Here is a 24,713-nt window from a genome sequence, read left to right as displayed (position 1 = left end):
TCATTTAAGCAAATTTGTCTTAGCCCAGTTCAAGTGTGGTCATGCCATAGATGCGTGAAATGTCAAGGTCGGGCTTGGAGGCGTTGTACATCCTCGCAGTCTCGAACACCTTGTTCATCCCAGCTTCCTTGGCAAGGTCAACCGCCGCCCTGTTTGCTTCAGGGATGTCGATGTAGACAGGCTCCCCGGCGGCGTGCCCTGCCAGCCCAGAAAGCAATTTTCTTGCGCCGCGTTGTGTGTCTGCAAACAAGGGCCCTATTTTGAATCCCCTAGCGCACTTGCGAATGACGCCATATCCGGCAAGCTTGTCGCTGCTGTCGTCATCGTCGTCCACATAGCCCAAGGCAATCCCTTGCGGAGGATTCAGCCACTTTTCCAGAAATCTAGCACGCGTTGCAGGAAATAGCCCCTTTTCATATTCCGCAACGGCACCTATACTGTATTGTCGCAAGTCTACCACATTGTTGTCCGGCATTGCCATTTTTTCGCCGCCGGCTAATTCATAGCGGATATTCCGGTGCGCAAGCACAAAACCTTTTCTTTCATAGTTCCGCTGGCGCCCAACCACGCCGTCAAGGCCGACATTGCGGCTCCCAAGGCGCCGCATAGCCTGGTGCCACAGCTCCGTACCAAAGCCCTTGCCCCTGTGCTCGGGCTTGACGATATAAAGCCCAAGAAACCCAAACTTGCTGCCATAGGCCACTGCAGAGATGCAGCCGACAGGGACGCCAGAAAGCAGCCCCACAAGATAACCTCCAGGATCAAAATCATAGAACGCATCTGCATCGTGCAGGCCGGGATTCCACCCCTCGCCGGCAGCCCAGCCGAGTGCTAGGTCAAGCTCCTGTCTTTTCATTGACCTGATGATAAAGCCGTCGCGGCTGTCCAACTGTCACGGTAAGGCGGCAAGCACAGATAAAAACAATTATTATTATCAGCCTGCAGGCTGCATCGACACCACTGCCCACGTGTGCGGATGGGCCTTCACGGGGGCATAGCTTACTTTCATGGTCTTGCCGTCGACTACCTCCACAAGGGAGCCGGTCTTGCCTGCAAGCGCGGCCTTGACGCTTTCGAGGTTTGATAAGCTTCTCAGGTCCGTACGCGTAGTAGAAGGATCCCTTGCCGAGTCGGCGATTTCAGTCCCGTTGTGGTCTGCGAATATTATCCGTGAGCCGCCTTCAAGCTGCCTCAGGCCCTTTTCTATCTCGTCAAGGTTGATGATTGCAACCCAGTAGCCGATGGCGCTCTCTTTTTCCGTGCCCTCTTGCCCGTAGACCGGCACGGCGACTGCGACTGCCGGCTCGTGGATGGCTGCGGACATAAAGACAGAGCTGACGTACGCATCATTGGTAGCAGAGACCCCCTGGTACCAGTCCCTGTCAGAGTAGTTCAGCCTCGGCAGTTGCTTTTGCTGCTCGAAAGGCTCGCCGATGTAGATGTTTCCCTCAGGCGTGAGGAAAAAGATGCTTGCAACATCATCGCCGTACGTTGAAATAATGTTCTTGGCAACTTGCCTCTTGGCTACGTCTGCGTCCTGCGGGATGCCCATCTGGGCGGTGCTTACAAGCGACAGCGAGTCGGTGTTTCGGACTTCTGGCGCCAAGCCTGTCAGGCTCATCACTTTGACAGAGCTTGCGATCCTTTCCTCAAGGTTTGAGGCAAGTAGGCGCACGCCTGACGGGTTTTCTGCAGGCTTGCTGCTTCCTTCTGGAATAACGTATGCAACGGCAATAATGCCTGCCGCGGCCACGATGGCTGCGGCAATTATCATGGACATGGCAACCCGCCCGGATTTTGTTGAGGACATTATACGCTTGCTACTCAAGCACCCACTTGGATATATGCTCTGTGCGGAAATTTTAGTGATACAAAGATCTATGGAAAGGTTATATCCTGCACATAACAGGATGGCAGATATTGTTGTCGAGTAAGAGCAGGAACCTTGCAGCGTATTCAATTGCAGTTGCACTAGCTATCATCATACTTGCTGCAGCTGGCACGGCCAGCATCAGCGCGCTTGAGCAAAAGATAATGGAAAAGGAAGCAAGCGACATTCGCACTCTGGCCATCGCCACGGAGGGCAAGCTCTCCACTGTAGCGTCGCTCATGGAAGCAACAGGTGGCCTGCCGCAGGTGGCTGGCGCACCACACGCGTCACAGATAACAACAGAGCTTCACGGAGTGCCTGAAAACGTGGACGCAGAAAAGAGGCAGGTCGCGCAGTCGATTCTGTCCAAGAGCCAAGACATCGAGGCCATAGCGTTCATACTTCCAGATGGCGAGATGTACATCGAAGAGCCGTTTTACAGGCAGATGAACCTGACAAGGACCAACTTTGCATTCCGCGACTACTTCCAGGGAGCGGTGAACAGCGGCTCTACATACCTTGGCGAAGTGTATATTTCCGCGTCAAGCGGCGCAAGCGCATCAGCAGTCGCAGTCCCGATCGCGTCCGGCGGCGAGCTGAAAGGCCTCTGGATAGGCCTTGTACACCTTCAAAATCTGGACAGGTTTGCAAAGGACATGTTTGAGGGCGACGACGGCAGGCGCTTTACCTACGCCGACCAGCACGGCCACGAGGTTGTGTATTCAAACGAGATCGTGTCTGCGCTTGAAGGAGCCGGCAAGCCCCTTGCGGACATGGACGTGTACAAAAAGGCCATCTCTGGCGAGTCAGGCGTGGCAGTCGAGTCAATAGGAGGCAAGGAGATGCTCGTTGCGTACCACCCGGTCAGGGCGCCTGGTACTACATGGGCGGTGTTTTCCATCCAGCCCTACGAGTCGATCATAAAGCCGGTGCAGGACCTGAGGACGCAGGTGTATTCCGCGATTGCAATTGCAGCGGCGGTAGGCGTGGCCCTTGCAATTGTCGTGGTTGCAAAAAAATCATGATAAAAAAAGGCAGAGAGGCCCGGCGCATAGCCGGCCCCAATTCTCATTATTGCGTCAGGGTTTTTGCGACCGCGTCAATCGTGTAGGTCACAGTAAAGGGCTCGCCGCTCCTCTTGTGGAAGAGAAGGGCACTTCCCGTAAAGTCAAAGGTGCCCGACGAGATTGGCGAGTCTCCCGAAAGGATCGGCGTGTCGACAATCCCGGTCATGTGTGAGTAGGTTATCGTGGTGCCGTTGATGACGGCAACCGGCGGCTGGCCGTACTCGGCGGTGGGTGCCACGGCAGGGTTGTACCGGTGCATCACCTCTATCTCTATTGGCTTGCTTGCGGTAAACGTGACCGTGCCAGACCAGATCCTGCCGTCGTCTCTCAGCGGGAGGGCAAAGACGACCTGGTGGGTCGGGTGCCCCTGTGCGGTGACCGGCGCGGGAGCGGACATGACGGTTTTCTGGACTCGGACAATGGTGCTGCTGTTTTGCTGTTGTGCAGTAGCATAACTTGTCATCTGCATGATAATCGCTATTGCGGCAGATGCTACAATGGCTATTGCCAAGATGCTGAACTTTGTCTTGTTGCTGTTGTTGTTATTATTATTTGCAGACATGTATAACATTATACTGAAAAGGGCGTCTTGATATATGCTTTCAAGTTCCGGCAAGCTGTCGCATGATGAAAGAAACGAGGGCGTGCCAGAATTGCACGGAGCCTGATTTACTATTTTGCGTACGTGGTACGCCTGTGCGCAGGCGAACAATACCCACAATAGTCAGTATTTGGCCTGCTGTGGCAAATGCATTCGCACTTGCCGCTGGTTGTCTTGTTGAATTTTCTCACTGAGGGTGATGTGCGTTCTTATGTTATTTAAGTTAGCCTGCCACTGCCATGCACGGACGGAAGCATCAAGTACTCCATCATTGCTTCATCATTTGCGGCGATGAAGAGTCTAGACGGACCTGAAACAAAAAATGATGTGTTTTGCACTCGGAGCCAAACGTTAATCCCCTCTCTGTACACGCCAGAGTTTTTTAGCTTCCATGCCAGCTGTCATGCTAGAGAAAGAAATGGACCGTGGCAGTGGTAGCAGCGGCCTGCTTGCTGAAAAATGCGCCAGAATAGCGGTGGAGGAGGCAGAAAAGGCGGCTGCGAAGGGCACGTTTGGAGTAGGCGGCCTCTTGATTGAAAACAGCACCGGAAGAGTGCTGAAAAAGATGCAAAACAGGGTGATAGCAGCGGGAAGTACGACGATAGTAGCCGATCCTACCGCGCATGTTGAAAAACAGCTTTTGGACTGGTATTATTTTTCCAGGAAAAAGGCGTTGCCGCTGTTGCCTCCGGCTGCAGACATGACTATAGTATGCTCCCTTGATCCGTGCATAATGTGCGCAGGCGCAATCCTGAGCGCAGGTATGAACGTAATCCGCATCTCAGACGATCCCGAATGCGGCGTCAGCTGCAGGGGTCAGGACGACCTGACCACATTGCCGGCAGAACTGCGGCAAGAAAAGGCGGCAAGGTTCTCTGCATTTGGCCTGCGCGGAAAAAGAAGCTTTGCGGGATCGCAAGACTCCATCTTTTCTGGAAGCGAAATCGACCCGCTTTTTGACAAGCGCTCCACTAGGGCCTTTACGTCCAGCCTTGCCAAGATCAGAAATAACATAAACAAGGACTGGATTTTGCCAGACCGCCTGGAAAATCCCGGGCTGCTTGCCAAGAGCAAGCCTTCATCGCACCTGGTGAAAACTATCAGGCACCATAACCCACAGGCATTCTCGGAGGAGCACACCCTGAATCCGGGTGCACCCGGCGCTGCGCTTGGGCAGGTACTGATAAGCAAGGCAAGGGAATCCTACAGAAATGCAGGACTGTTCAACTCTGCCTGCATCATAGACCCGTTTGGGAACATCCTGCTGGCAGGAGGCGCAAGTCCTGTTGAGCAGACGCCTTTGCTTGACATGATGCGCAGGTATTATTCGCTGGTAAACGATGCAGGAGAAAACGGCAGGCGGTACCTGGCTCACCCAAAATATTGCAAGATCGCAATCCTGTTTGGCCCGGCAAGAAGCCCGGCAGGCCTGATGGAGGTCGGCTCTCTTGGCTCGTTCTTTGAAGGCAAGCTTCCAAGGAATAGCCGCGGGCAGCTTGAATACGTCATCCCAAGGCAGGACGTCTCGGAACTGTCAGGCATGCTGCGCAGCCTGCCCCCGTTTTATTCAAGGACCGCAAACCTGGAAAACGTGATACAGCAAACGCAGGACGATGCCCTGAAGGAATTCTGCATGGCAAGAGTCCCCTAGAACCCACAAGAGCCTGCTTCTTCTTTTTCTCCATCTTTATCATCATCAGAGAAAGTGGTGGACGACAAATGCAAGGGCAAATCCTGCAAGCGTTGCCAGCCCGATCTGGCTTCCCCCCTCCAGGAACGCTTCAGGTATCATGGACTCGATAAGCATGACGAGTATCGCGCCTGAGGCAAAGGAAAGGAAGAAAGAGATTATTGCAGGGTCCGAGCCGGCCAGAAGGCCAACGCCGACTGCCGAGGCCGCCGTTCCGGCTGCCACCACGACTGACCAGCTGACAAGTATGAACTTTCTGCTCATCCCGTCGGACTTCATCCCCTGCACAGAAGAAAGGGCCTCAGGATAATTAGAGAGAAAGATGGCGATTGCAAGGACAGGGTTTACCGCCCCGGCCACCACGATAGAGATCCCGAGGGCGATGTTTTCCGGTATGTTGTCCATGAGGGAGCCCACCAGCAGCGCAAGTCCCGGAGGCCCGGCATCGGCGCTTCTTTTTTCCACGTTTGGGCGCCGCCTCCTGCGGGGAACGCCGGTCACCCTGCCAAGAACGAGGTTGGCAAAATTGTAGGCAAAGCCCCCAGCCACAAACCCAACCATCAAAGGCAGGATGTCCTGCGAAGACCGGAAAGCCTCGCCCAGGAGCGAAAACGTCAGCGCGACTACCAGGACCCCGCTTCCAAACGCCATCACGCTTGCAACGACCTTTCCTGGCAGGCGAAACACAAGCCCAGTCACCGCCCCAAGCAGCAAAGAGAAGCTGGAGACAAATCCCCACATCAGGGATTCGACCAGCGCGTTTTCTGCCATCTGGCGCAGCTATTAATGCATCGCCACTACTTAAGGGACGTTTACGCTGATGCCGTGATTAGCTGCTACTTTGTCCTGCTTGCTACTGCCTGGGCCCTTGGAGTCCTTGCGAAATAGATGGTCAAGCCTATCCACGACGCAAGCTGGAGGGCAGTCAGGAAAAGGTCTGTTGCGCCAGAGGCGTAGAGCGGGGTAAAGAACCCTTCGAGGATCAACTTGGCGGCCTGGTCAACAGCATAGGCAAGGCCGACAACCAGCACCGCAGGGTGCTTCCTCCTTTTTGCTACGGCCCAGAACCCGATTATTGCAGCGCTTCCAAGCAGCCCAAACACGCCACCCATCGCGCCGTACGCGACAGAATCGCCTGGCGCGCCGGCGCACACCGTGTGACCGCCCATGCCGTCTATCCACAGCGAATAGCCAAAGCCGCTTGCAGAACATACAAAAGCGTGGCCTGTTTCGTGCAGCAGGCTGACAGGGACCACAAGCGCGATATACAGCATGACTGACCACTGTATGACGCCACGGTTGAGGCGAATTGGTGTCAGGGCTGCCATGTGCTATTGTCGTATTGCCTTTTCGCGCTGGCGGCCAACCGACTGCATTGCAAAGCCACTAAAGACAAGACCGGCCGTCAGCGCCATGGTCACCGCTATCTGCGCAAGAGGAATATCAAGAATCAAGCCGCCAGCAAGAGATATGCCGGCACCTATTCCAGCGTATTGCAGCCACTTTGCATGAGCTCCTTTCAACCCTGCCACCTGACGTAATATTCCCAATACGCATTCTTATACCACGTGTAACATTGTTACTCGAAAAGCCAAGGCGATAAATAAGCCACCATCCAAAAACAGGATGCAGAAGAAAGAAATGAAGGCAAAGCTTGTCGCGCTGGGCGGAGTCATAATGGCAGCAGGAGCTATGCTGTTTTTGTACGTGAGTATGCAGCCTGTTACTCCAGAATGCGTTGGCAACTGCGGCATAGCAGATAGCGGCGGCAACCTGTACCTGACTTCGATGCTCCCGATCGTGATTGTTACGCTTGGAGGATGGATGATGGCGTTGGGCATAAGGCGGAAATAATAATAATCGCACACGTCACTCCATGCGGGAACATGGCAGAGATGTTGTTGTTTGCATCAGCCTGCGTGCACATACATATGTGCGCAACAGCGCACTAGTCATTCGAGGTCGAAGAGCCCTTTGGGCGGTTCGTGTTTTGTCTGTGATGCAGCAACGCGCTCGTACGATATCAGGAATCTGGACCCTTTTTCAGTTATTTTGAGCGTTGTGCCGTCTGAAGCGTCGTAGCCAACAAGGCCGCCTTTGATCAACTCTTGCAGGTACCGGCTCAACTGCTTGCTTGAAATGCCGGCTGCAGATTCCAGCTGCTTTTTCTCAGAGCCCGTATTAATTGCAGAGAGCAGTTTCAGCACAATGCCGTTGTCAAGGCCCCTTTCTCCGTAATTTTCCACCTTCATGTGTTACACAATAACACTTGCTGCGATAAAAGAATAGTTTAACTCGGGTTACAGAAATTTTGCCTGTCATGCAAGCAAGTGCATCTGCCGGAACATTCTCCGGGACGGTGCTACCTGCAGCATATACTATATGATGCATCTAATCGCTTAGACGGTTCGTCACGTGTACTACAACGCTTTAATCCGATCAAGCAGAAAATTTGTCTGATGAAGACAATCTCGATGGCTTTGGCCATTTTTGCCTCTGCGATCCTCCTTGGGTCGGCCATTGCCCTTGGTTCCGTCAGCAGGGCATACGCACACACGTTTGCAGGTAATGAAAACGTGGAATTCCTCACAATGGTACAGGAGATAAAGGTGGAGACGTTGCTTGCCGGCAACAGTACTTCAGACAAGGAAGTGGCAAACCACCACATTGAACACGCGGCCGAAGCGCTGACCAATTCTACGATAGAGGAAATAGCAGAAAAGAACCAGAGGATAGCCAATGACCTCCCGCTATCCATCGAGCAGCTGAAAACGGCGATAGATTCAGGCGCCAGCCCTGACGAAGTAAGACAGGACGTACAGGCAGTCAGCGACCTGCTGGATGAGGCCGTGCAGGTCCGCATTGAAAGGTCGCAGGCGACCAATTCAACAGTCCAGGCGACAGTGGTGGCAAACCTGGTAGACGAAGCGCTTGAACACTATGGCGAAGCAGTAGGCTTTGAAGGCAACATGACAGACATGTCAAGCATGAGTACACCTGACACGGATATGCGGGCCAATGCGACGGTCGCAAGCGTTCCAGATTACCAGAGCGCGCAGGCGTTTGCAGAGAAGGCGCAAGAGCTGTACCAGCAGATCAAGCCAGAAGCCCTTTCCGGAACGGACAATGCGGTGAAGGAGCTTGACGACGCGTTCCCGGCATTTGCCAGCGCCATCAAAGGCAAGGCGTCCCCGATGGAGATCATGGAGATAGCGCACATGAAGATTCACCCAAGCCTGATGACGGCGTACGGCCTGCAGGCGGCGTCATAAGCAAGTACCGCCCGGGCTGCGAAATTGCGTGTGTGTGCGGTCAAGCACACTGCCTGGCAAGCAGGTTCCAGACGGAAAAAAAGAGCGGACAGCCCTGCTCTTTTTTTAAATAATTATACGCTTCAAAAGTTAATTCTGCTGCAAAATCATGTGCCAGTCACAGAATCATTCAAAATTGCTGCTGAACGTTTTCCTGTGCAGGTCCACTTCGTCCTGGGGCGCAGGATTCTTTACGTTGTGCTTGTGCAGGTTCTTGTTTGCCCGGGATAGGGCTTTCTTTTCATGCTCTTCTCTGACATGGTGGAGCCTGTCCTTTTCATGTACGAACTCTTTGCCACAGTCATGGCAGCGGACAATCGCATGGTGATGCACTTCCCGGGCGTGTTTTATCAGGTCATCATAATTTTCAAACTTGGCATCGCACTGGTCGCATGAGAACTCCTTGCGCAGGATCACACAGAGATTGTTGCAAACCTATGATAAAATCATTGTTTAACTATGGTTAGGCCAGCGCCGGGTATTTTGTTCAAAAACCCGCGCCAATCCTGGCATTTCATTGCTGCGCAGACACATATATTGTCCAAGACATAAGAGCGAGAAGCGACATTATCATCCCGGTGTAAAGAGATCGCTTGGGATTGAAGGAAGACGCAATCAACCTACACAGGATGCTCAGGGGCAAGATAGAGATACGCAACCGGGTTGCTGTCGACAACATATTCGAGGAAGAAAAAGGCACCCTGGGCTTGATTTACACGCCGGGAGTAGCCTATGTATCCAAGGAAATAGGCGGAAACAAAGAGCTGGCCTACGAATATACCTCAAAATGGAACAACGTGGCCATAATCTGCGACGGCACCAGGGTTCTGGGCCTTGGAAATGTCGGGCCGGAAGCTGCAATCCCTGTCATGGAAGGCAAGTCCGTCCTTTTCAAGTCGCTGGCAGACATTAACGCGATACCCCTGTGCATAGCCACCCAGGACAAGCAGGAGATAATCAGGCTTGTAAAGGCAATCCAGCCGGGATTTGGAGCTGTCAACATCGAAGACATCGAGTCCCCAAAGGTGCTCGAGATTGTAGAGGTGCTGAAAAACGAGCTGGACATCCCGGTGTTTCACGACGACCAGCACGGGACTGCTGTTATCACTCTGGCTGCGCTTGTAAACGCGCTGGACTTGGTTGGAAAAAAGCTGGACAAAATCAAGGTCGTCATAGCAGGGGCTGGCTCTGCAGGGTACGGGATATACAGGATACTGGAGCAAGCGGGCTGCAGGGACATCATTGTCGCAGACAGCAAAGGCGCAATATACAAAGAAAGGGCGGACATTGTTAGTAGCAGTAGCAGCAAGAACAGGTACCGCCAGGAAATAGCCGAAAGGACCAACGCTGGAAAAATCCGCGGAGGCATCGGCGACGTCATCAACGGGGCAGACCTGTTCATAGGAGTCTCGGGCAGGGGGAACATCATAAGCAAGGAAATGGTCGGGACGATGAACAAAGACGCCATCGTGTTTGCGCTGAGCAACCCGGATCCAGAGATACTTCCCCCTGACGCTCTGGACGCGGGGGCAAGGATAGCTGCAACTGGCAGGTCGGACTTTGCCAACCAGATCAATAATGCAGTGGTGTTCCCCTCTGTCCTTCGAGCCTTGCTGGATCTCCGGGCGAGATACCTGGACGAAGACATGCTCGTGGCAGTGGCCTTTGCAATCGCAAGCCTTGTCGACCGCAAGCACCTGACAGAGAGCTTCATAATCCCAAGGGTAAACGACCCCAGGATCCTCCCGGTTGTTACGCAGACATTGCGGGACGCGGTCATGAAGCACATGGATGCCAAGGAACGGCAGGTCCTGCCACAATAAAACAACAACAGCAACAGAGGCTCTGCAGCCATCGCTGCAAACCCTGCTTTTCCTAATTTTTTGTTGCCCATAGCCTGCTTGACAGAAGGAACGGCTGTTGCTGCATCGCAAGCAGTACAAGAAGCACACCCTCCAGAGACTTGCAGAACAGGGTTGTATGTCAATGCTAAATAGCAAGATTGCGTATACATATTCCACAGGCGCGTATATGGGCTACAGGGTAATTTGCGAGCGGCATAATCTCAAGCAGTTCTGCAATACGATGATGGAAGCAAAGGCTGTCCAGATCCAGCACAAACGCGAAGGATGCCTTGAATCAGAGATCAAGAAACCCGGCCAAAGGTAATCGGCAAGCAGGCTAGCAGAGGGCAGGAAAGAATATGCATTGACAGCCTTTATGAGTCACGATCTGCCATAATGAACTATGATCTAGTATGACGGATGGATCAGAAAAAGGGAATGGGAATGATAATGTCAAGGATAGCCGGAAAGCAGACGAAGCATCTTCAGACTCCAGGCAGAGTTTCCGCGGCATCGAAAAAATAACTGCAGATTTCCAGTGCTTTGTTTGCGGAGCCGTATTTAACACGGATGAAGATAGAAAACAGCACCTGGAAAAAGAAGCACACGGAACGTTACATGAAGAATCTACTGAACAAGACAAGGAAATTGCCAGGGAGCAGGAGGAATTAAACGAGAGCCACGCCCATCACGTTTGATGCTGGCGCACAGTGTCAGGTATATATGCTATGCAAGCTAATAAAGCAACAAGAAAGAAGACAGTACTTCAAGATTAATTAGATGCGATAGCGACTTTATAAGACATGGTTGCAAAGAAAGCAGGCAAAAACCCTGGCGCCAAAGAACAGCTGGAGAAAATTTCCCTAAAAGCAAAGTCATCTGCCCAGGCGATTAAAGACCAGCTGCGTTCAGTCACGGTTGCTATTGAGGAGAGGGTGGCGATAGACGACCACATCAACAACATGTCTAACGAAATGGAATACCTGCTTGACAGCATAGACAGCATCCCAAGGGCAGGTCAGAAAAAAATTCTAGTTGCATACAAAAAGTTCTTGAAAGAAAACCTGGACGCGGTCGACAGCCGGCTCAGGAAGACAGGCTAATCATGATTTTTTTGCGTACGTCTTTGCCCCTGTAAAGTCTATGCCAGTGCAGGGCTCGTCTCCCACCACCCAGGCGTCATGACCCGGCGGTATTATCGCAAAGTCTCCAGGGCCTGCTTCTGCTTCAGCCCCGTTGTCCATCCTGACCCTCATCCTTCCAGAGATTATGTAGCCTGTATGATGCTGCTGGCAACTGTCTGTCTTTACCAGCGGTTTGACTGACTTTGACCACTGCCAGCCCGGCTCAAGTACAAAGCGGCCAAGAGTCACATCCTCTACATTCACTATCTGCATCTTGCCTTTGTCAAAATTTCGCGTTTCGTCTGGCGAATCCAGGTTTTTCTTCTGAATGCTTGCCACATAAGCGTGGGGATTTCGTTTGTATTATGGATTTCTCTGCGAGATTATAGGAGCATTTACGAGAACACCGATCAGTACTGCGGGGCGGCAAGTAAAAAATAGACCGACCGCAAAAACGAGGAGGACATCTTGTATTTTGTGTCGCTGGCCGTGTCTTTGCTATATTGTTAGCGGGCGGGCGGATGGTTGGTTATTACCGGTTATCTAAAATATATCGATCCAGAATAAAAAGCAAGAACACGCATGCAGCCAGAAAAGAGTCAGGCCAACACGCAGGAAAACGCGGGCAACAATAACGTTCCTAGAAAGCAGAGGGCCCTGATCCTCCAAGGCGGCGGGGCTCTCGGTGCGTATGAGGCAGGCGTTTTCAAGGCATTGTCAGAAAAATTGTCGCCGCTGGACGACGACAGCAACAGACGGGACGGCAGGCAGCAAGGAAACCTGTTTGACATCGTCGCAGGCGCGTCGGCAGGGGCCATCAATGCGGCCCTCATTGTAGACTATGTCATCAGGAAGAGAAGGTGGGAGGGGGCTTCAGATATGCTCTGCAATTTCTGGCGGGATGTTTCCACGCCGATATTCTGGCCGGATAGCAAGTGGCTCAGCAGGGGCTGGCAGTTTTGGGAAAACGCGAGGAAATTTCAGGCTGACTTTTTTGGCAGGTTTGTACTGCCAAACCTGCAAGCGGCGACCAGCACAAGAGAGGAATGGCCGTTTCTGTCGTATTACTTTCTATGGCCAGACAACCTCGGCCCTCTGGCTTCAGAAGAAGCTTTCAGGCGCTACTGGTCGTGGTACCAGTTTGCATTTACTTCCTTGGGAACGCCGAATGTCTTGTCCCCGGGGATAATACAGCCAGACTTTAGGTTCCACAATCCATACAACTATCTTGTCCGCTACGGCAACGCGCCGCTGGCAATGGCGATAAAAAAGTACTGGGATTACGAAAAGCGTCCAATAAAGACCAGCTACGACAAAAATGAGCCGAGGCTTCTTTTTGTGAGCGTGGACGTGAAAGACGCCATCACGGCGACGTTTGATAGCTATGAGAAGGAAAACGGCGTGTGGAAAACAGAGTATGCTCACGAAACAGTTGGAGGAGACGGCAGGCGAAGGGACAGGCACGTAATAGAGTATGGGCAAGGCCTTTCGATTGACCATTTGCTGACGAGCATGTCATCGCACCTGAGGTACAGGCCGCCAGATCTCGAGGCAACCACGATAACAGAAGAACAGAACAAGGCAGACACTTTAAAGAAGGAGACAAGGTACTTTTGGGACGGCTTTTACCTCAGCAACACGCCGTTAAGGGAGGTGTTGCAGGCTCATCGAGATTACTGGCACAAAATAAGGAACCACAGCAACACGGCATCCTTAACCGCGGCTGCCGCGATGTCAAAAGCAAAAGAAGCAAGAGCTGCAACAACGGTCCCGGATCTGGAAGTGTATATTGTCGATCTGTACCCGACTGTGGAAAAAGACGATTTTCCAAAAGATCCAGACGGCATACAGAACAGAGTGGGCGACATCCTGTACCATGACAAGACAAAGTACGACCAAAAGATTGCAAACCTTGTGACAGATTACATCGATCTGGCCAACAAGCTGATCAAAATAGCAATCGAGCAGGCAAGGAGCAAGGATGCGGTCGAGACAGAAATTCGCAACTTTTTAGGGGCTGCAGACGCAAAGAGCAAGAAACGCGACGGGAGGGACAGAAAATACGGCGACCTGCTTGGAGGCAGATTCGACGTGGAAAAGGTGGTAAGAATAGAACTTGCAGCTGACGATAAAAACGACATATACGGCAAAGCCTTTGATTTCTCGTCGGACACAATCACGCAACTGATGGAGAAGGGATATTCAGACGCATTGCGATACGTATGATTATGACGGCAATAAGCGAGTATCCTTTTGTTCTTTTTAATTTCTATTGGAATTTGTGCATTTTGGCAGCGGGTACATCTCAAGAAATTAATATCGCTAGTGATATGCTTATAGGCACCCTGCACGTAAAAGTAACCACAGAAAAAAATGCAGGGCAGAGAAAAAATATCCAGGCTAGACAGCAGGATGATGATTCCATTTAGATTGAGGGCGGCTGCCGCGCTTGGAATCTCGGTCGTTGCAGATGTATTGGACTATGTTGCAGCGCCCCTCTTTGCCACCCCATTGATCGGCGATGTCACCGATGCTTTTGTCAGCATGGTACTGTATTCAATAACAAAGAGCAAAAAGGCTGCCGTGATTAACGCGCTTGAATTTATTCCTGTGATCGGAGACTTTATCCCGGTATACACGCTATCTACCCTGATATGGATTTATGAGGAAACAACAAAAAGAAGGCAAGCGGCGGCTGCAGCAGTAAGGGAAAAGAAGGTTCCAGCTCAGCACATCGATGCCACTCGCCCTGCGGGAAGCAAAGTGAAAGGGGAAACGGATTTGAAAGCTCTGGCATCAAGAAGATATGCCAGATGGAAAAGAATCTGAAAATACAGCATGCAGGAAATGCGTTGACTAACGCCAGACATGGCGCCCTGCATAAACGCACAGTCAACGTGGGCTATATCCGAAAGATTATGCCTGCAGGAACTTGCTCGACAAGATAGCAACAGTGCCGCGACAGAAAATAATCAGGATATGCAGTGTCTGTCCGGCGACGATGCCACATGACGTGATGAAAATAAGAGACACTAGAAGCCGCGCACAGATTCAAATACGATAAAAAACAAGCACTGTTTGCCGTACTGCTATCATTCCTGTAACAGTAAACTCTGATGAAGATACGTGAATCTCCTGACTGGATGGAACTCTAGCATGCAATCAATAGCCGGATCACAACACAGCACTTGTTCGTTGAAACAAGATGATTTTTTTGTGCGTGCCGCACAGTAGGTTAGTTGGAAACACCTATCCGCAGAGTCCCTTAACTTGTGCGTGTGTAAAATTTACTTGAACGCACATGTTTGAAACAACAACAAGAAGACACACAACAGTACTGGCTGCCATAGTCGGTCTGGCAATCTTGGGCACAATCGCGGCGCCAGGATTGGTAGCAGGCAACGCCGCAGCACAGATCCTACAGGGCAACGAAACGACGGTAACGCCGCCAGGCAACGAAACTTCTACAATGTCGTTAGGTAACGAGACATCATCTACAGTGCCACCAGGTAACGAAACATCATCATCAACAACAGCAGCAGGATCGATCACCCTGACGCCAACTTCTGGCGGAGCGGGCAGCAACGTTACTATCGATGGAACCGGATTCTCAGCGGGGCAGACATTTGGATTTACGTTTGACGACAATTACATCTTGACAGGGAACATGATACAGTTTGCCACGGGTGAATTCTCTACAACAGCACTCATACCAGATAACGCAACGATCGGAGACCACGAAGTAAAGGCGACAGGCAGCTCGGGAGAAAGCGCAACTGCCACGTTCACTGTTGAAGAATCGGGCAACGCGACATCATCAGCAGTGCCACCAGGCAACGAGACCTTACCTGTGCCACTTGGCAACGAAACTGCAACGACACCCGGAAACGCAACGTCCACTCCGGGAATTGGCATCGCATCACTTTTCCTGACGCCGACGTCAGTCAATGCAGGAAGCGAACTTCTCATTACCGGCTCGGGCTTTGGCGATAACCAGAATGTGACACTGTCGATTGACGGCAATCCGCTTGACACAAATTCGACCATAACAACTGACGCCAGTGGAGCATTCACCGTAGCTGTGGTCATCCCGGCGGACACGACAGTTGGCGACCACCAGATCACTGCGACGGACGACAGCGGCGTCGAAGCTTCAGCTACGCTCAACGTAACCACAGCTCCAACAACGCTTCCAAGAACGCCTCCGTAAAAAGTAGAGACAAAAAACTGCAGGCATATGATGATGTGGCAGTCACACGCTGCCACACTACCACTTTTTCTTTTTTCCTTTCTTTTCTGCCCATCAGCTCTCATACGCAAAAAGTGCGGGACAAGCCGTCAGGTTGTGTAATTGTCAAGCGATTCTGCAAGGGCACGATTTAGCGATTGCCTGAACGCATGAGCGATTTCAGTTCATCATAGTATTATCATCATCATTCTATTCCGGACATATCGCGTGTGTGTACGGTAGGCAGCCGCCCTTAACCCTCGCAGGCAGGAGAGTGGCCTGTATGTGCCTGCTGCCATCAAGCACGCCTCTGACCTTTGACCGCGAGTTTTTTCCCTAGGCCAGCATCTTTTTCTTCTTGAGCCCTGCAGGGAGTATAGCCTGCCCTACCTCCTTGTACATTTTCAAAAAGCGTTTTCCACGCTCTGTGGCACGGTACTCTTTTTCCTCGGCCACATAGTCAAGGAGCCCGCCGCCCTGCAAAAGCTCAAGGTATTCCTTAAGCTGCGGGAACGACAGGAAGGCCTTGTACATTATCCTCGTCTTTATCGCGCCGCCCTGTGCAACTTCAAGCACGTCAGCGGCGATGTCCATCCTGCTTCTGTATTTCACAAGGATTATAGGAATTAGTCATTTAAATGAGTACCCATATTAGAAAATCAGAGAAATATTCTAGGAGACTACTACTCTGTTCCATACTGTGGATCTTTCTGGTTAAATTCACAAGAGCTGGCTGCGGGCGGCGCCGGGCAAGGTCATGATGTCCCGGCACTGTTTCCACTAGGACTTTTAAGCAGAGGCGCCCTCTCTAGCAAAGCTGATACTAACTTTTGCGATTTATATCGTCTGAACAAGAAAACTCACTGCGGCAATGAATATCGTTATATAGAAAATCTATGAGCACTGCAAATTGGTCATCTCTGACATATAGTTAATTCTTCGTACATCTGGCGGTGAACCCGCACTTCAGTACAACGAGGCTGCCAAAGCATCATCTTGTTTATTTTGCCATAATAGCAGCAGCAATGTTACTACTAGCGGCCGCCGCCGGCGGCAACAACATTATGTTGCCGACAAAGGCGCATGCCCTGACTGACGCCTGCAATTGCGTGATATTTCGGCTGGATGACGTCCAGGACTTTTGGCTCGTCACCGTCCAGTCCGCAGTTATCGACAAGGTCGTGGAAAGAAACGAGAGCCTTGACCTGGCGATAATAATGAACCATATCGGAAACGATCCCGCCATAGTCGGCAAGGTAAGGGAAAGCATTGCGACAGGCCTGATTGAAACGTCCCTGCACGGATGGAACCACGTGGATTACCGGACGCTTCCATTGAAGGAACAGCAGGAGACCCTGGAAACGGCCAACCAGAAAATGGAGGAGCTGTTTGGAAGCAAGACCAGAATATTTGTGGCCCCGTACAATGCGTACAACGACGACACCCTCGAGGCAGCCAGCCAAGCGGGCCTAACGATCTTGAGCTCCGAGTTTGATGAAGAGATGGGCAGCATATACGACCCTGACGAGCCCGACAGCCCGGACAACAAGATCTACAAGGCGGCCGCCGGCTCTGACCTCAAGGACCAGTACGGCGTGTACCACCTTCCGCAGGCAATAGGCTTTTACACCTACGATTCAGAGCCGCCGACAAAGACGCCCCTGACCAGGATTGAAAGCCAGATAGACAGCACCATTGCCAGCTATGGCTATGCGGTGGTAACGCTCCACCCGCAGGATTTCACGGTAAAGGACGCAAACAACAACCCCACCGAAGCCATCTCACAGACAGAGATAGACGATCTCGATGCCCTTATAACATGGATCAATGACCAGGGCTACCACATAGGGACGTTTTCCAGCACGGTCGACGCACAGACGCCTCCTCCGGCCGTTGACAACAACAGCACCGTTTCAGACATCATAGCGCCTCTGGCCAATACGATCGTCGTCCCCTCATTCCGGCTGAGCTTTGGCAACTAGACAGCAGAGAACATGTAGCAACCTATCGTACAGGCAAAAAGGAGGGCCGGCAAGAATCCCCAGGTGGAAAAAATATTTGGCGGCAGAGAGGCGCAACCAGATCCGGCGACAGTTTGACGTAACCGTTCAGGCACCAGTGTTTTTATTGCCATAGTAAAAAGTAGGGCTCTGCAGCCTCTTCAGGGCCTCCGCCCAGTCGATAGAGCCGTCTGAACTTGCCCATTCCACAAACGCTGAACCATCGCCGGCCCATCTGCTGAATTTTGCAATGGCAGTGGCATGCGGCTCTGCCATGACAAAGTTCCTGAACGAATCCTGGTCTTTCCAGATTGATAGTGTCCAGAAATGCTTCTTTGGAAAATTAGCCTTGACGGCATAGTTGACCATCCCTTTGCTTTTCTTTGCCTGTTTCAACACTTTTGACGTCATTAGCTGAAAAGGCAGCATGTACTTCCAGCTTTTTAGCGGAAGAAAAGTGGCAACGCATATGAATTCACCTTCCTGCTTTTCAGAGCCATCGGGGCTTCGGTCTTCCTGCATCACATCGTCTACGTCAAAGTGGGTAAAATGAGTTATTTCAAAAGTTTTGGGGCACAGGTAACTTGCGTACCATTGACTGTCAGTTTGTCAAGGCGATTTGTTATCTGAAGAATAATGGCTGCAGCATCGATTCGACAATGACTCAATTTTGACGGGCCGGCCAAGAACCTGAAAGAATATACCGGATTCTGCGACAGCGTTACATCGTTGGCTGTTTGCTCTGATCACTTTTGACAAGTACGCTTAACACCAATAGTTCTGTAGATACCAATGCAGATGTCACGACGCCTATACTACGATAATGCAATGATTAGCGCGATGCAAAACTATTACAAGATAAACGATGTCCACGCACTGACCAGCTTCTTTCAGGCAGCCGGTCTTGTAAAGGATGACGGCGGCTGATTCCAAAATAATCCTCTCCTTTGTTTTATTGTTGATTATGATATCTTGTTAATTATGCGCAGGAACGCTTCTTCGACTCTACTGCACGAACATCTAGAAAAGCGCATGATCTCTTTTTCTGTCGCATTAGACTATAGCCAACAACAGCTATTACCATTTTGGCGCACTTGACCTTCTATTCCAAGTGTTTAATCCTTTTTCGCGGCTCTTTCTTCTTCCTCCTCTTCCGCAGGCATTCCTGCCCTTGTAATTTGCACTTTATCGTTAACGCTATTATCCCTCTTTTCTTCTTGCTTGGAGATCTCTTTGAGGAATGTTTCAGCTTTCTCCTTTCCCATCATCACCATCAGTTTTTCTTCCGATTTCGTCCCCTCCCAGGAGCTGAGTAGGTCCAGGATCTGTTTTCTAATATCTGGATGGGTGTCTTTCAGGGCATTCTGTATGATGCTTTTGCGACCCTTTGTTATATCTCCGGGCCTGAAAACCGCCCCCATGTTGCATCTGTATTATTAATACGCGATCAATCTACATAAACGAAACCATTACGGCATGGCATTTTAGGATATACACACACATTATTGAGGAGGTTTTATCGCGCTTTAGGTCAGCCGCGCAATCAATAATGACGGCTCGGCGACACCTTATTTTATTTCAGCCTAAAGCTTAGCCGGCTAACCTGAAAGTCTATTCCTTGGTCGTAGAGCCCCTTGGTGAGAGCCTTGCCTAGTCCTTGTGTGACATCATCCAGTCTTTCCTCATCCTCGACGATATCTTTGGGCACGTCAATTAGGATTTCAGCCTCAAGAAGCAACTTTTTTGTTTCCACCATGACATCTTGATTGGATATTCTGTCTAATAGAGATGTGGCCGCGCTTTCGGGCATGGCAGATTTACGGCAGTAGACCACAAATGGACTGGAGGATTCGCACCATCGGCATCAGTTCCCTTGTTAAATCAGGATATTGAGGCTAGGTTTTAACCAAAAAAGAAAATTTTATTGAGCAATCAACTGCAATTGCAGAATATTCTTATAGTGCTATCCCCTACTGGCGAATTCCCTATGGGCAACTTGGGAGAACAGCAGCTATCAAGGACAGAGGGGCAGAGACCCTCGGGCAGGTCCAGTGCTGCTAGTTTCCTGCTGTGCAATTCTTGCTATTGGTGTGCATCATCAATCACAGAATCCATAGATGACCTGCGTTGCCCTTCATGTGGCGTGGTTGTAGAATCCATCCCGCTAGAAACTGGAGAATTGCTTTCATTTGGCGTGGACGCAAAGAGAGGCATCATACTGGAATTCAAAAAAGCACAACAGCAAATGCAGCAGCGTAGAAAGTGAGCGGACTGGGCTGGATTTGAACCCGTAATGTCCAGTCTTAAAATCGGTGCTTAGCCATTATTCCGGGCATTATTCTGTTTGTGGTTTCTTGGATTTTCACCGCGGGCATCTGTAAACTCGTTTACATGCTCGTATTCTTTTGACTCGTGTGCGAGAACTCTCCAAATGCCAAATATTGCATATTTTTGGGGAGTCACATTCCCGGGCCTTGGCCATTTCTTAATTCATAAATGGAGTGCCGGCGTGTTTTACGCTAGTTGCATGTTAGGAATCACATTGTTTGCCCACATGGAGGGCAATCAACTTATTGTAATATTTGGGGCACTTACAATATTCCTTTCTAGCCTTTATGATTTGCACAAAAGATTGACAAGCAGGCAAAAGACAACATTTCCCGTTAGGGAAAACGCACGTGCCTAAAATGATATTTAACTAGGCGAATCGCATTCAAAAGATGCTGGCAACCTCCGCAACGTCGAAGTGGACTGGGCGGGATTTGAGTATGGCGTGTACGCGGACTCAACCACTTCTTTTATTTGACATTGAAGTGTTGTTGGAGTCATTTTTGACCGCAATGTGATACTTCTGTGTAATACATAACGTTGTTTTCAATTTTACAGTGTATTACATGACTAAGCCAAAGTATCTTTCTCCGAGGTCCAAGGTGCGGGACAGGCCAGATGGAAACACCCTTTCAGCCTCTATTCCTATGGAAATTGTTCATGCCCCGCGCCTACAGCCCGGTGACTCGCCAGAATGGATGTGGACGTAGAAAGGATTTCTATCGTATTGTAAAGTAGTAAAGGTGTCAAGAGAGACGAAAGATTAACTTGATTGAGTGTGAGATATAGCCACTGGGCGCCTGACTTAACATGGTTAAGTGATCTTTTATAACCACTGCCAATCAGCACTCCTGATCATGAAAAATCCGTTTAATCGCGCGAAGGATTCACAAGGCTTCAGATGCAAGATATGCAAAATGACATTTACCACCAAAGAGTCACTTGAAAGGCACAAGAACAAGGCCAAACATCATGGAGATGTGCATCTTTAGAAGCAGTATGAGGCCTGCTTCTTTAGTCTATGCTCCAAGTTGCTCGCAAAGGGTTCGATGGTTTAGACTTTTGATTTTATCTTCTTGATGGCCTGAATGCCACAGAGTCTGCAAAATTTGATGCACCACCTTGCGCCTTCTGATGTATTGCCAAAGACGTCGACCTCTCAAAAAGTCAATGCCTTCCCTGTCCAGACGTATGCCTGCCCTTACTGTTTTCAGCGTCATACTGGAAAATGAGGGTATGACGCGCGTCATCCCCTTGATTCTTTAGCTTGACAGTTGTAACAGCAGCATCTCTGCCTGCCTTGGTTCGTTGGTTCGCAGTATCTCGAGATAGCATTCCTGGCAAAACAGCTTGCCGCTATATCGAAAAGCCCTCTTGCCGCCTTCCTCATATTCCATCAAGCTCGTAGCAGTCTTGCAGGTGCATTTTTCGCAGGTGGACATGTCTGAATCACCGTAATTAGCCTCTACAAGATTCTTAACTTTGCACTTCTTCAAGCTACCAGTTTAATGAGGCAAATACTCGTTTAATTCCCTAAAGATGTTCTCCTCTCTGATATAGTACAAAGCTTCTAGCATCATTAACGACGGGGTCAGGCTAAGCAAAGTCGTCTGATAATGGGGTGAGAATCCCCGAGGAATAGACAAAATCTGCTTCCCTGATCACCCGAAGTTGTAAGCCACGGCCAAGAGTCATTACATCCCGCGCTCGTGCTGTGCCATTATCGGGCGCGGGTGTTTTTCTTCATATTCCGACTTTAAACACCCGAATATGCCTTGCTTTGGCAGCCAGAAAGGATCTTGTTGCGAATCGCTTCTATGCACTTTTCTACGATGGTTGACAGCTTGGTTGGCATCTTACGCGGACCCCCTACGTAAAATTGCGTCAGTAGTCGAGTCCGCGTAAGTAATGGACTGGGCGGGATTTGAACCCGCGACCTCTCGCTTGCGAAGCGAGCATTACTACCCCTGAACTACCAGCCCGCAAGCCACATGCAACAACAGCCCGAATATAAAACATCAGTGTAAAAAGAACGATAAAGTCATAAGAGCACGTGCACGCAGGTGTCAGCGGACACAGAGAGCACCGGGAATGGAAAACTCTTGCGACATACTCGTCACAAACGCGTCGGCCGTCATACCCAAGGTCGGAGTCGTCGAGTGCGACATCGCCATTGAAGACGGCAGGATAAAGACGCTAAAGCCGTCGCAGAACGCAAGCGCATCGAGAAAGATAAACGCGGCCGGCAAGTATGTTTTGCCAGGCGCAATAGACCCGCACGTCCACTATGGCGTCTACACCCCGATTGACGAAGCGGCGCGTACAGAGTCGCGCTCGGCGGCAGTCGGCGGCGTCACGACCATGATGCGCATGCTGCGCCTCTACGACAGCGACTACCGCGCAGTCGAAAGGCAGCTTGCGGCAAGCAGGGGCGCGCACTGCATCGACTATGCGATCCACGCGTCGATATTGAGAAAGGAGCAGGTCAAGGACATACCCTACCTGAAGAAAAAGGGCATCAATTCGCTGAAAATATACATGAACCTAGGGGCGGACCTCAACCACATATACATGGACCTGGAGCCCGGCGAGCACGGGGTCAAGGACGGCGAGGTAAACATGGACGACTCGCTCCTGTCCGCCATAGTCGAGGGCGGCGCAAAAGAGCACTCGACAATCCTCGTGCACGCGGAAAACCCCGCAGTGTGCGCAGAGCACATCCGTCGCGGAAAGGAAAAGGGCATGACGGGCTTGAAGGCGTGGTCGGACTGCAGGCCGGCGCAGTCAGAGGCAGAAAGCGTCGCCAAGGTGTCAGCCCTTGGCAGGAAGTTTGGCGCAAACCTCTACTTTGTGCACATTGGCTCAAACGCTGCGCTTGACGCGATACTTGCAGAGAGGCAAAAGGGAAACGCCAACTATTACATCGAGACCTGCCCGCAGTACCTCACCCACACCTATGACTTTGCAAGCATGACAGGAAAGGTGGTGCCCCCCATACGCTCAAAGAGCGACGTGCAGAGCGTCTGGTCGGCGCTTCGAAACGGCATAATCGACACCGTGGGCACGGACCACGTGGCAAACAGGCTTGACATAAAGATGGGAAACGGCGACCTGTGGTCGGCTCTTGCCGGCTTTCCAGGCATTGCCACCATGCTCCCCGTGCTCCTTGACCGGGGCGTCAACGGCGACAGGATAGGCATCGAAAGGGTGGCAGAAATAACGAGTTACAACGCCGCAAGGATATTTGGCATGTACCCGAGAAAGGGCACGATACAGCAGGGCTCTGACGCCGACATAGTGATGGTCGACATGGACCTTGAGCAAAAGGTGACGCCAGAGCTGTTGCAGTCATACTCTGACTATACCATCTACGACGGCTGGAGATTGAAGGGGTGGCCGGTGCTCACGATGGTGCGCGGAAGAGTGGTGATGGAAGCAGGCCAGGTGGCGCAGGACGCCCTCGGCCACGGCCAGTTTGTTGCAAGGCTCCCCTCTTAGGTCTTTTTCGTCTTGTCCTCTACCCCGAGCACCTTGTACCGGGAGAGGAGCTTGTACATCAAAAAGACTATGAAGGCAATGATGAGAAAGTCTATGATGTTTGCTATCAGGTCTCCGTACGAGAATTTCGACGTCGCCCCAGTAGCAGTATTTGTAACGTTGTAAGCCAGTGTCCTCAGGTCGCCGGACGGAAGCGCAAGCCCGACTATCGGGGTTATTATGTCGTTTACAAACGCAGTCACGAGCTTTGACGCGGCAGCGCCGATTACAAACGCGATGGCAAGCCCTATCACCCCGAAGGTCTTTAGAAAGTCGATAAACTCCGTCATCAGGGTTTTTTTCTCTGGCGGAGGGGCGGTGCTGCCGCCACTGCTACTGCCCGACATAAGGCAAAGCTCCGGCAGGGCAGGATAAAAAGATGATGCACGTACCTTACTGATTATGCTTCATCAGGGATTGACCATCTCAAACGTGCCGTCGCTCTTTGCCCTGTAGTAGTAGACATCAGACTTTCTCGTGAACAGCCCCACTTCCATCACGCCGGCGATCCCTTTCAGTTCCAGCTCGGCCTTTTCCGGGTCCGGGATCGACGAAAATACAGTATCCAGTATTATGTTGCCGTTCTCCGTGACAAACGGGTAGCCCTTGTCAAGGGTGCGCATGGCCGGCCTGCCTCCCACCTCCTCAAGCTTTTTTGCAGCCGACGTCCGGGCCATCGGGTGGACCTCTATCGGCACGGACCTTGAAAACGACTTGACAAACTTGGCTTCGTCGGCCACAATGACGACTGTCTTGGCAGAGGATATCAGGATCTTTTCGCGCAAGAGCGCGCCGCCCCCGCCCTTTATCATGTTGAACCTGCCGTCGATCTGGTCGGCTCCGTCAAACACAATGTCGATGTCCGGTATGCGGCCTTCGTCTGCAAAGCGCAGGCCGGATTTCTCTGCCTCGACCTTTATCTGCAATGACGTCGGGACGCAGAGGAGCGTGTTCTTGGCTTTCAGGCCCGCCATCTCCCGGACAATGTAGGCAGCAGTGCTCCCGCTGCCAAGGCCCACCACCTGATTTGGCCTGACAAACCTGCCCACCGCGTCCTTGGCCAGCTTTTGTATTGCATCCTGCAGCAGTGACGACAAACAGACATGCACACTG

The 24,713-nt window shown here is 51.2% G+C and carries 27 protein-coding genes and 1 tRNA gene; 13 read left to right on the top strand and 15 right to left on the bottom strand.

The features are described from left to right. Positions 1-19: 19 nt before the first annotated feature. Together NVIE_RS00955 and NVIE_RS00950 are read right to left on the bottom strand one after the other, a co-directional pair. Entirely contained in the window at positions 20-889 is an 870-nt protein-coding gene (locus NVIE_RS00955) for a GNAT family N-acetyltransferase (RefSeq protein WP_227717423.1), read from the bottom strand. Positions 890-934: 45 nt separating this feature from the next. After that, the gene (locus NVIE_RS00950; RefSeq protein ID WP_144239386.1) at positions 935-1,810 is read right to left on the bottom strand and encodes a cache domain-containing protein; all 876 of its coding nucleotides are present in this window, start codon (positions 1,808-1,810) and stop codon (positions 935-937) included. A gap of 113 nt (positions 1,811-1,923) precedes the next feature. Between NVIE_RS00950 and NVIE_RS00940 the strand changes: the two genes are divergently transcribed. Further along, on the top strand, positions 1,924-2,895 hold the full coding sequence (locus tag NVIE_RS00940; protein ID WP_075053606.1) for a cache domain-containing protein: 972 nt from the start codon (positions 1,924-1,926) through the stop codon (positions 2,893-2,895). A gap of 46 nt (positions 2,896-2,941) precedes the next feature. On the opposite strand, the gene NVIE_RS00935 is transcribed toward NVIE_RS00940, so the two are convergent. After that, on the bottom strand, positions 2,942-3,499 hold the full coding sequence (locus NVIE_RS00935) for a hypothetical protein (RefSeq protein WP_158435018.1): 558 nt from the start codon (positions 3,497-3,499) through the stop codon (positions 2,942-2,944). A gap of 430 nt (positions 3,500-3,929) precedes the next feature. On the opposite strand from NVIE_RS00935, the gene NVIE_RS00930 reads away from it, so the two are divergent. Then, the gene (locus NVIE_RS00930) at positions 3,930-5,189 is read left to right on the top strand and encodes a cytidine/deoxycytidylate deaminase family protein (RefSeq protein ID WP_075053604.1); all 1,260 of its coding nucleotides are present in this window, start codon (positions 3,930-3,932) and stop codon (positions 5,187-5,189) included. 45 nt (positions 5,190-5,234) lie between these two features. Here NVIE_RS00930 and NVIE_RS00925 read toward each other — a convergent pair whose 3' ends face one another. After that, positions 5,235-5,999 carry a ZIP family metal transporter gene (locus NVIE_RS00925; RefSeq protein WP_075053603.1) on the bottom strand — a complete coding sequence of 255 codons (765 nt, stop codon included), beginning with the start codon at positions 5,997-5,999 and terminating at the stop codon, positions 5,235-5,237. 65 nt (positions 6,000-6,064) lie between these two features. Then, positions 6,065-6,556 carry a hypothetical protein gene (locus tag NVIE_RS00920; RefSeq protein ID WP_075053602.1) on the bottom strand — a complete coding sequence of 164 codons (492 nt, stop codon included), beginning with the start codon at positions 6,554-6,556 and terminating at the stop codon, positions 6,065-6,067. Positions 6,557-6,869: 313 nt separating this feature from the next. On the opposite strand from NVIE_RS00920, the gene NVIE_RS00910 reads away from it, so the two are divergent. Next, positions 6,870-7,082, top strand: a complete 213-nt coding sequence (locus tag NVIE_RS00910; RefSeq protein WP_144239383.1) for a hypothetical protein — start codon at positions 6,870-6,872, stop codon at positions 7,080-7,082. A 98-nt stretch (positions 7,083-7,180) separates the two neighbouring features. On the opposite strand, the gene NVIE_RS00905 is transcribed toward NVIE_RS00910, so the two are convergent. After that, positions 7,181-7,480, bottom strand: a complete 300-nt coding sequence (locus tag NVIE_RS00905) for a winged helix-turn-helix domain-containing protein (protein ID WP_075053599.1) — start codon at positions 7,478-7,480, stop codon at positions 7,181-7,183. 207 nt (positions 7,481-7,687) lie between these two features. Between NVIE_RS00905 and NVIE_RS00900 the strand changes: the two genes are divergently transcribed. After that, on the top strand, positions 7,688-8,500 hold the full coding sequence (locus tag NVIE_RS00900) for a hypothetical protein (RefSeq protein ID WP_075053598.1): 813 nt from the start codon (positions 7,688-7,690) through the stop codon (positions 8,498-8,500). Between the two features lie 165 nt (positions 8,501-8,665). Here NVIE_RS00900 and NVIE_RS00895 read toward each other — a convergent pair whose 3' ends face one another. Continuing rightward, on the bottom strand, positions 8,666-8,956 hold the full coding sequence (locus NVIE_RS00895) for a C2H2-type zinc finger protein (RefSeq protein WP_075053597.1): 291 nt from the start codon (positions 8,954-8,956) through the stop codon (positions 8,666-8,668). A gap of 182 nt (positions 8,957-9,138) precedes the next feature. On the opposite strand from NVIE_RS00895, the gene NVIE_RS00890 reads away from it, so the two are divergent. The 3 genes from NVIE_RS00890 to NVIE_RS00875 all read left to right on the top strand — a co-directional run bounded on the left by NVIE_RS00890 (position 9,139) and on the right by NVIE_RS00875 (position 11,486). Then, positions 9,139-10,362, top strand: a complete 1,224-nt coding sequence (locus tag NVIE_RS00890) for an NAD(P)-dependent malic enzyme (protein ID WP_144239382.1) — start codon at positions 9,139-9,141, stop codon at positions 10,360-10,362. A 434-nt stretch (positions 10,363-10,796) separates the two neighbouring features. After that, a complete protein-coding gene (locus NVIE_RS00880; RefSeq protein ID WP_075053594.1) occupies positions 10,797-11,081 on the top strand; it encodes a C2H2-type zinc finger protein in 285 nt (94 codons plus the stop codon). 105 nt (positions 11,082-11,186) lie between these two features. Then, on the top strand, positions 11,187-11,486 hold the full coding sequence (locus NVIE_RS00875; RefSeq protein ID WP_075053593.1) for a hypothetical protein: 300 nt from the start codon (positions 11,187-11,189) through the stop codon (positions 11,484-11,486). Here NVIE_RS00875 and NVIE_RS00870 read toward each other — a convergent pair whose 3' ends face one another. Next, complete coding sequence (locus tag NVIE_RS00870; RefSeq protein ID WP_075053592.1) at positions 11,487-11,846, bottom strand: cupin domain-containing protein; 360 nt, start codon at positions 11,844-11,846, stop codon at positions 11,487-11,489. Positions 11,847-12,089: 243 nt separating this feature from the next. Here NVIE_RS00870 and NVIE_RS00865 point away from each other — a divergent pair, with 243 nt between their 5' ends. The 4 genes from NVIE_RS00865 to NVIE_RS14680 all read left to right on the top strand — a co-directional run bounded on the left by NVIE_RS00865 (position 12,090) and on the right by NVIE_RS14680 (position 15,717). Beyond that, positions 12,090-13,733 (top strand): patatin-like phospholipase family protein, encoded by a 1,644-nt coding sequence (locus tag NVIE_RS00865; RefSeq protein ID WP_075053591.1) that lies wholly within the window; start codon positions 12,090-12,092, stop codon positions 13,731-13,733. A gap of 2 nt (positions 13,734-13,735) precedes the next feature. After that, a complete protein-coding gene (locus tag NVIE_RS15800; RefSeq protein ID WP_227717422.1) occupies positions 13,736-13,936 on the top strand; it encodes a hypothetical protein in 201 nt (66 codons plus the stop codon). Further along, complete coding sequence (locus NVIE_RS00855) at positions 13,920-14,336, top strand: hypothetical protein (RefSeq protein ID WP_227717421.1); 417 nt, start codon at positions 13,920-13,922, stop codon at positions 14,334-14,336. Before NVIE_RS15800 ends, NVIE_RS00855 begins: the two co-directional genes overlap by 17 nt. Before the next feature lie 472 nt (positions 14,337-14,808). After that, complete coding sequence (locus NVIE_RS14680; RefSeq protein WP_144239380.1) at positions 14,809-15,717, top strand: IPT/TIG domain-containing protein; 909 nt, start codon at positions 14,809-14,811, stop codon at positions 15,715-15,717. A gap of 354 nt (positions 15,718-16,071) precedes the next feature. On the opposite strand, the gene NVIE_RS00845 is transcribed toward NVIE_RS14680, so the two are convergent. Next, complete coding sequence (locus tag NVIE_RS00845; RefSeq protein WP_075053587.1) at positions 16,072-16,347, bottom strand: winged helix-turn-helix domain-containing protein; 276 nt, start codon at positions 16,345-16,347, stop codon at positions 16,072-16,074. Between the two features lie 452 nt (positions 16,348-16,799). On the opposite strand from NVIE_RS00845, the gene NVIE_RS00840 reads away from it, so the two are divergent. Beyond that, a complete protein-coding gene (locus NVIE_RS00840; protein WP_075053586.1) occupies positions 16,800-17,717 on the top strand; it encodes a polysaccharide deacetylase family protein in 918 nt (305 codons plus the stop codon). A 126-nt stretch (positions 17,718-17,843) separates the two neighbouring features. Here NVIE_RS00840 and NVIE_RS00835 read toward each other — a convergent pair whose 3' ends face one another. The 4 genes from NVIE_RS00835 to NVIE_RS00815 form a co-directional block, all read right to left on the bottom strand. Then, positions 17,844-18,146, bottom strand: coding sequence for a DUF3291 domain-containing protein (locus NVIE_RS00835; protein WP_158435017.1), 303 nt, complete (start codon positions 18,144-18,146; stop codon positions 17,844-17,846). A gap of 704 nt (positions 18,147-18,850) precedes the next feature. Beyond that, positions 18,851-19,156, bottom strand: coding sequence for a hypothetical protein (locus tag NVIE_RS00830; RefSeq protein WP_075053584.1), 306 nt, complete (start codon positions 19,154-19,156; stop codon positions 18,851-18,853). A gap of 152 nt (positions 19,157-19,308) precedes the next feature. Beyond that, the gene (locus NVIE_RS00825) at positions 19,309-19,545 is read right to left on the bottom strand and encodes a hypothetical protein (protein ID WP_075053583.1); all 237 of its coding nucleotides are present in this window, start codon (positions 19,543-19,545) and stop codon (positions 19,309-19,311) included. Between the two features lie 2,427 nt (positions 19,546-21,972). Then, positions 21,973-22,045 (bottom strand) — tRNA-Ala (locus NVIE_RS00815). A 109-nt stretch (positions 22,046-22,154) separates the two neighbouring features. On the opposite strand from NVIE_RS00815, the gene NVIE_RS00810 reads away from it, so the two are divergent. After that, complete coding sequence (locus tag NVIE_RS00810) at positions 22,155-23,561, top strand: dihydroorotase (RefSeq protein ID WP_075053581.1); 1,407 nt, start codon at positions 22,155-22,157, stop codon at positions 23,559-23,561. Here NVIE_RS00810 and mscL read toward each other — a convergent pair. Together mscL and rpiA are read right to left on the bottom strand one after the other, a co-directional pair. Continuing rightward, on the bottom strand, positions 23,558-23,947 hold the full coding sequence (gene mscL, locus NVIE_RS00805; RefSeq protein ID WP_075053580.1) for a large conductance mechanosensitive channel protein MscL: 390 nt from the start codon (positions 23,945-23,947) through the stop codon (positions 23,558-23,560). The two genes, NVIE_RS00810 and mscL, sit on opposite strands and share 4 nt — an antisense overlap. Before the next feature lie 63 nt (positions 23,948-24,010). Further along, positions 24,011-24,697, bottom strand: coding sequence for a ribose-5-phosphate isomerase RpiA (gene rpiA, locus NVIE_RS00800; protein WP_227717420.1), 687 nt, complete (start codon positions 24,695-24,697; stop codon positions 24,011-24,013). Between the last annotated feature and the right edge of the window lie 16 nt (positions 24,698-24,713).

The organism is Nitrososphaera viennensis EN76, assembly GCF_000698785.1.
Classification (GTDB): domain Archaea; phylum Thermoproteota; class Nitrososphaeria; order Nitrososphaerales; family Nitrososphaeraceae; genus Nitrososphaera; species Nitrososphaera viennensis.
Note: the sequence above shows the minus strand (reverse complement) of the source record. Positions and strands in the feature narration are given on the sequence as shown.

Coding starts and splice junctions, on each gene's coding strand:
- NVIE_RS00865 (WP_075053591.1), top strand. CDS start 12,090: ATGCAGCCAGAAAAGAGTCAGGCCAACACGCAGGAAAACGCGGGCAAC.
- NVIE_RS15800 (WP_227717422.1), top strand. CDS start 13,736: ATGACGGCAATAAGCGAGTATCCTTTTGTTCTTTTTAATTTCTATTGG.
- NVIE_RS00910 (WP_144239383.1), top strand. CDS start 6,870: ATGAAGGCAAAGCTTGTCGCGCTGGGCGGAGTCATAATGGCAGCAGGA.
- NVIE_RS00935 (WP_158435018.1), bottom strand. CDS start 3,499: ATGTCTGCAAATAATAATAACAACAACAGCAACAAGACAAAGTTCAGC.
- NVIE_RS00925 (WP_075053603.1), bottom strand. CDS start 5,999: ATGGCAGAAAACGCGCTGGTCGAATCCCTGATGTGGGGATTTGTCTCC.
- NVIE_RS14680 (WP_144239380.1), top strand. CDS start 14,809: ATGTTTGAAACAACAACAAGAAGACACACAACAGTACTGGCTGCCATA.
- NVIE_RS00905 (WP_075053599.1), bottom strand. CDS start 7,480: ATGAAGGTGGAAAATTACGGAGAAAGGGGCCTTGACAACGGCATTGTG.
- NVIE_RS00920 (WP_075053602.1), bottom strand. CDS start 6,556: ATGGCAGCCCTGACACCAATTCGCCTCAACCGTGGCGTCATACAGTGG.
- NVIE_RS00900 (WP_075053598.1), top strand. CDS start 7,688: ATGAAGACAATCTCGATGGCTTTGGCCATTTTTGCCTCTGCGATCCTC.
- NVIE_RS00875 (WP_075053593.1), top strand. CDS start 11,187: ATGGTTGCAAAGAAAGCAGGCAAAAACCCTGGCGCCAAAGAACAGCTG.
- NVIE_RS00835 (WP_158435017.1), bottom strand. CDS start 18,146: ATGACGTCAAAAGTGTTGAAACAGGCAAAGAAAAGCAAAGGGATGGTC.
- mscL (WP_075053580.1), bottom strand. CDS start 23,947: ATGTCGGGCAGTAGCAGTGGCGGCAGCACCGCCCCTCCGCCAGAGAAA.
- NVIE_RS00825 (WP_075053583.1), bottom strand. CDS start 19,545: ATGCCCGAAAGCGCGGCCACATCTCTATTAGACAGAATATCCAATCAA.
- NVIE_RS00950 (WP_144239386.1), bottom strand. CDS start 1,810: ATGTCCTCAACAAAATCCGGGCGGGTTGCCATGTCCATGATAATTGCC.
- NVIE_RS00855 (WP_227717421.1), top strand. CDS start 13,920: ATGATGATTCCATTTAGATTGAGGGCGGCTGCCGCGCTTGGAATCTCG.
- NVIE_RS00880 (WP_075053594.1), top strand. CDS start 10,797: ATGACGGATGGATCAGAAAAAGGGAATGGGAATGATAATGTCAAGGAT.
- NVIE_RS00830 (WP_075053584.1), bottom strand. CDS start 19,156: ATGGGGGCGGTTTTCAGGCCCGGAGATATAACAAAGGGTCGCAAAAGC.
- NVIE_RS00840 (WP_075053586.1), top strand. CDS start 16,800: ATGTTGCCGACAAAGGCGCATGCCCTGACTGACGCCTGCAATTGCGTG.
- NVIE_RS00930 (WP_075053604.1), top strand. CDS start 3,930: ATGCCAGCTGTCATGCTAGAGAAAGAAATGGACCGTGGCAGTGGTAGC.
- NVIE_RS00810 (WP_075053581.1), top strand. CDS start 22,155: ATGGAAAACTCTTGCGACATACTCGTCACAAACGCGTCGGCCGTCATA.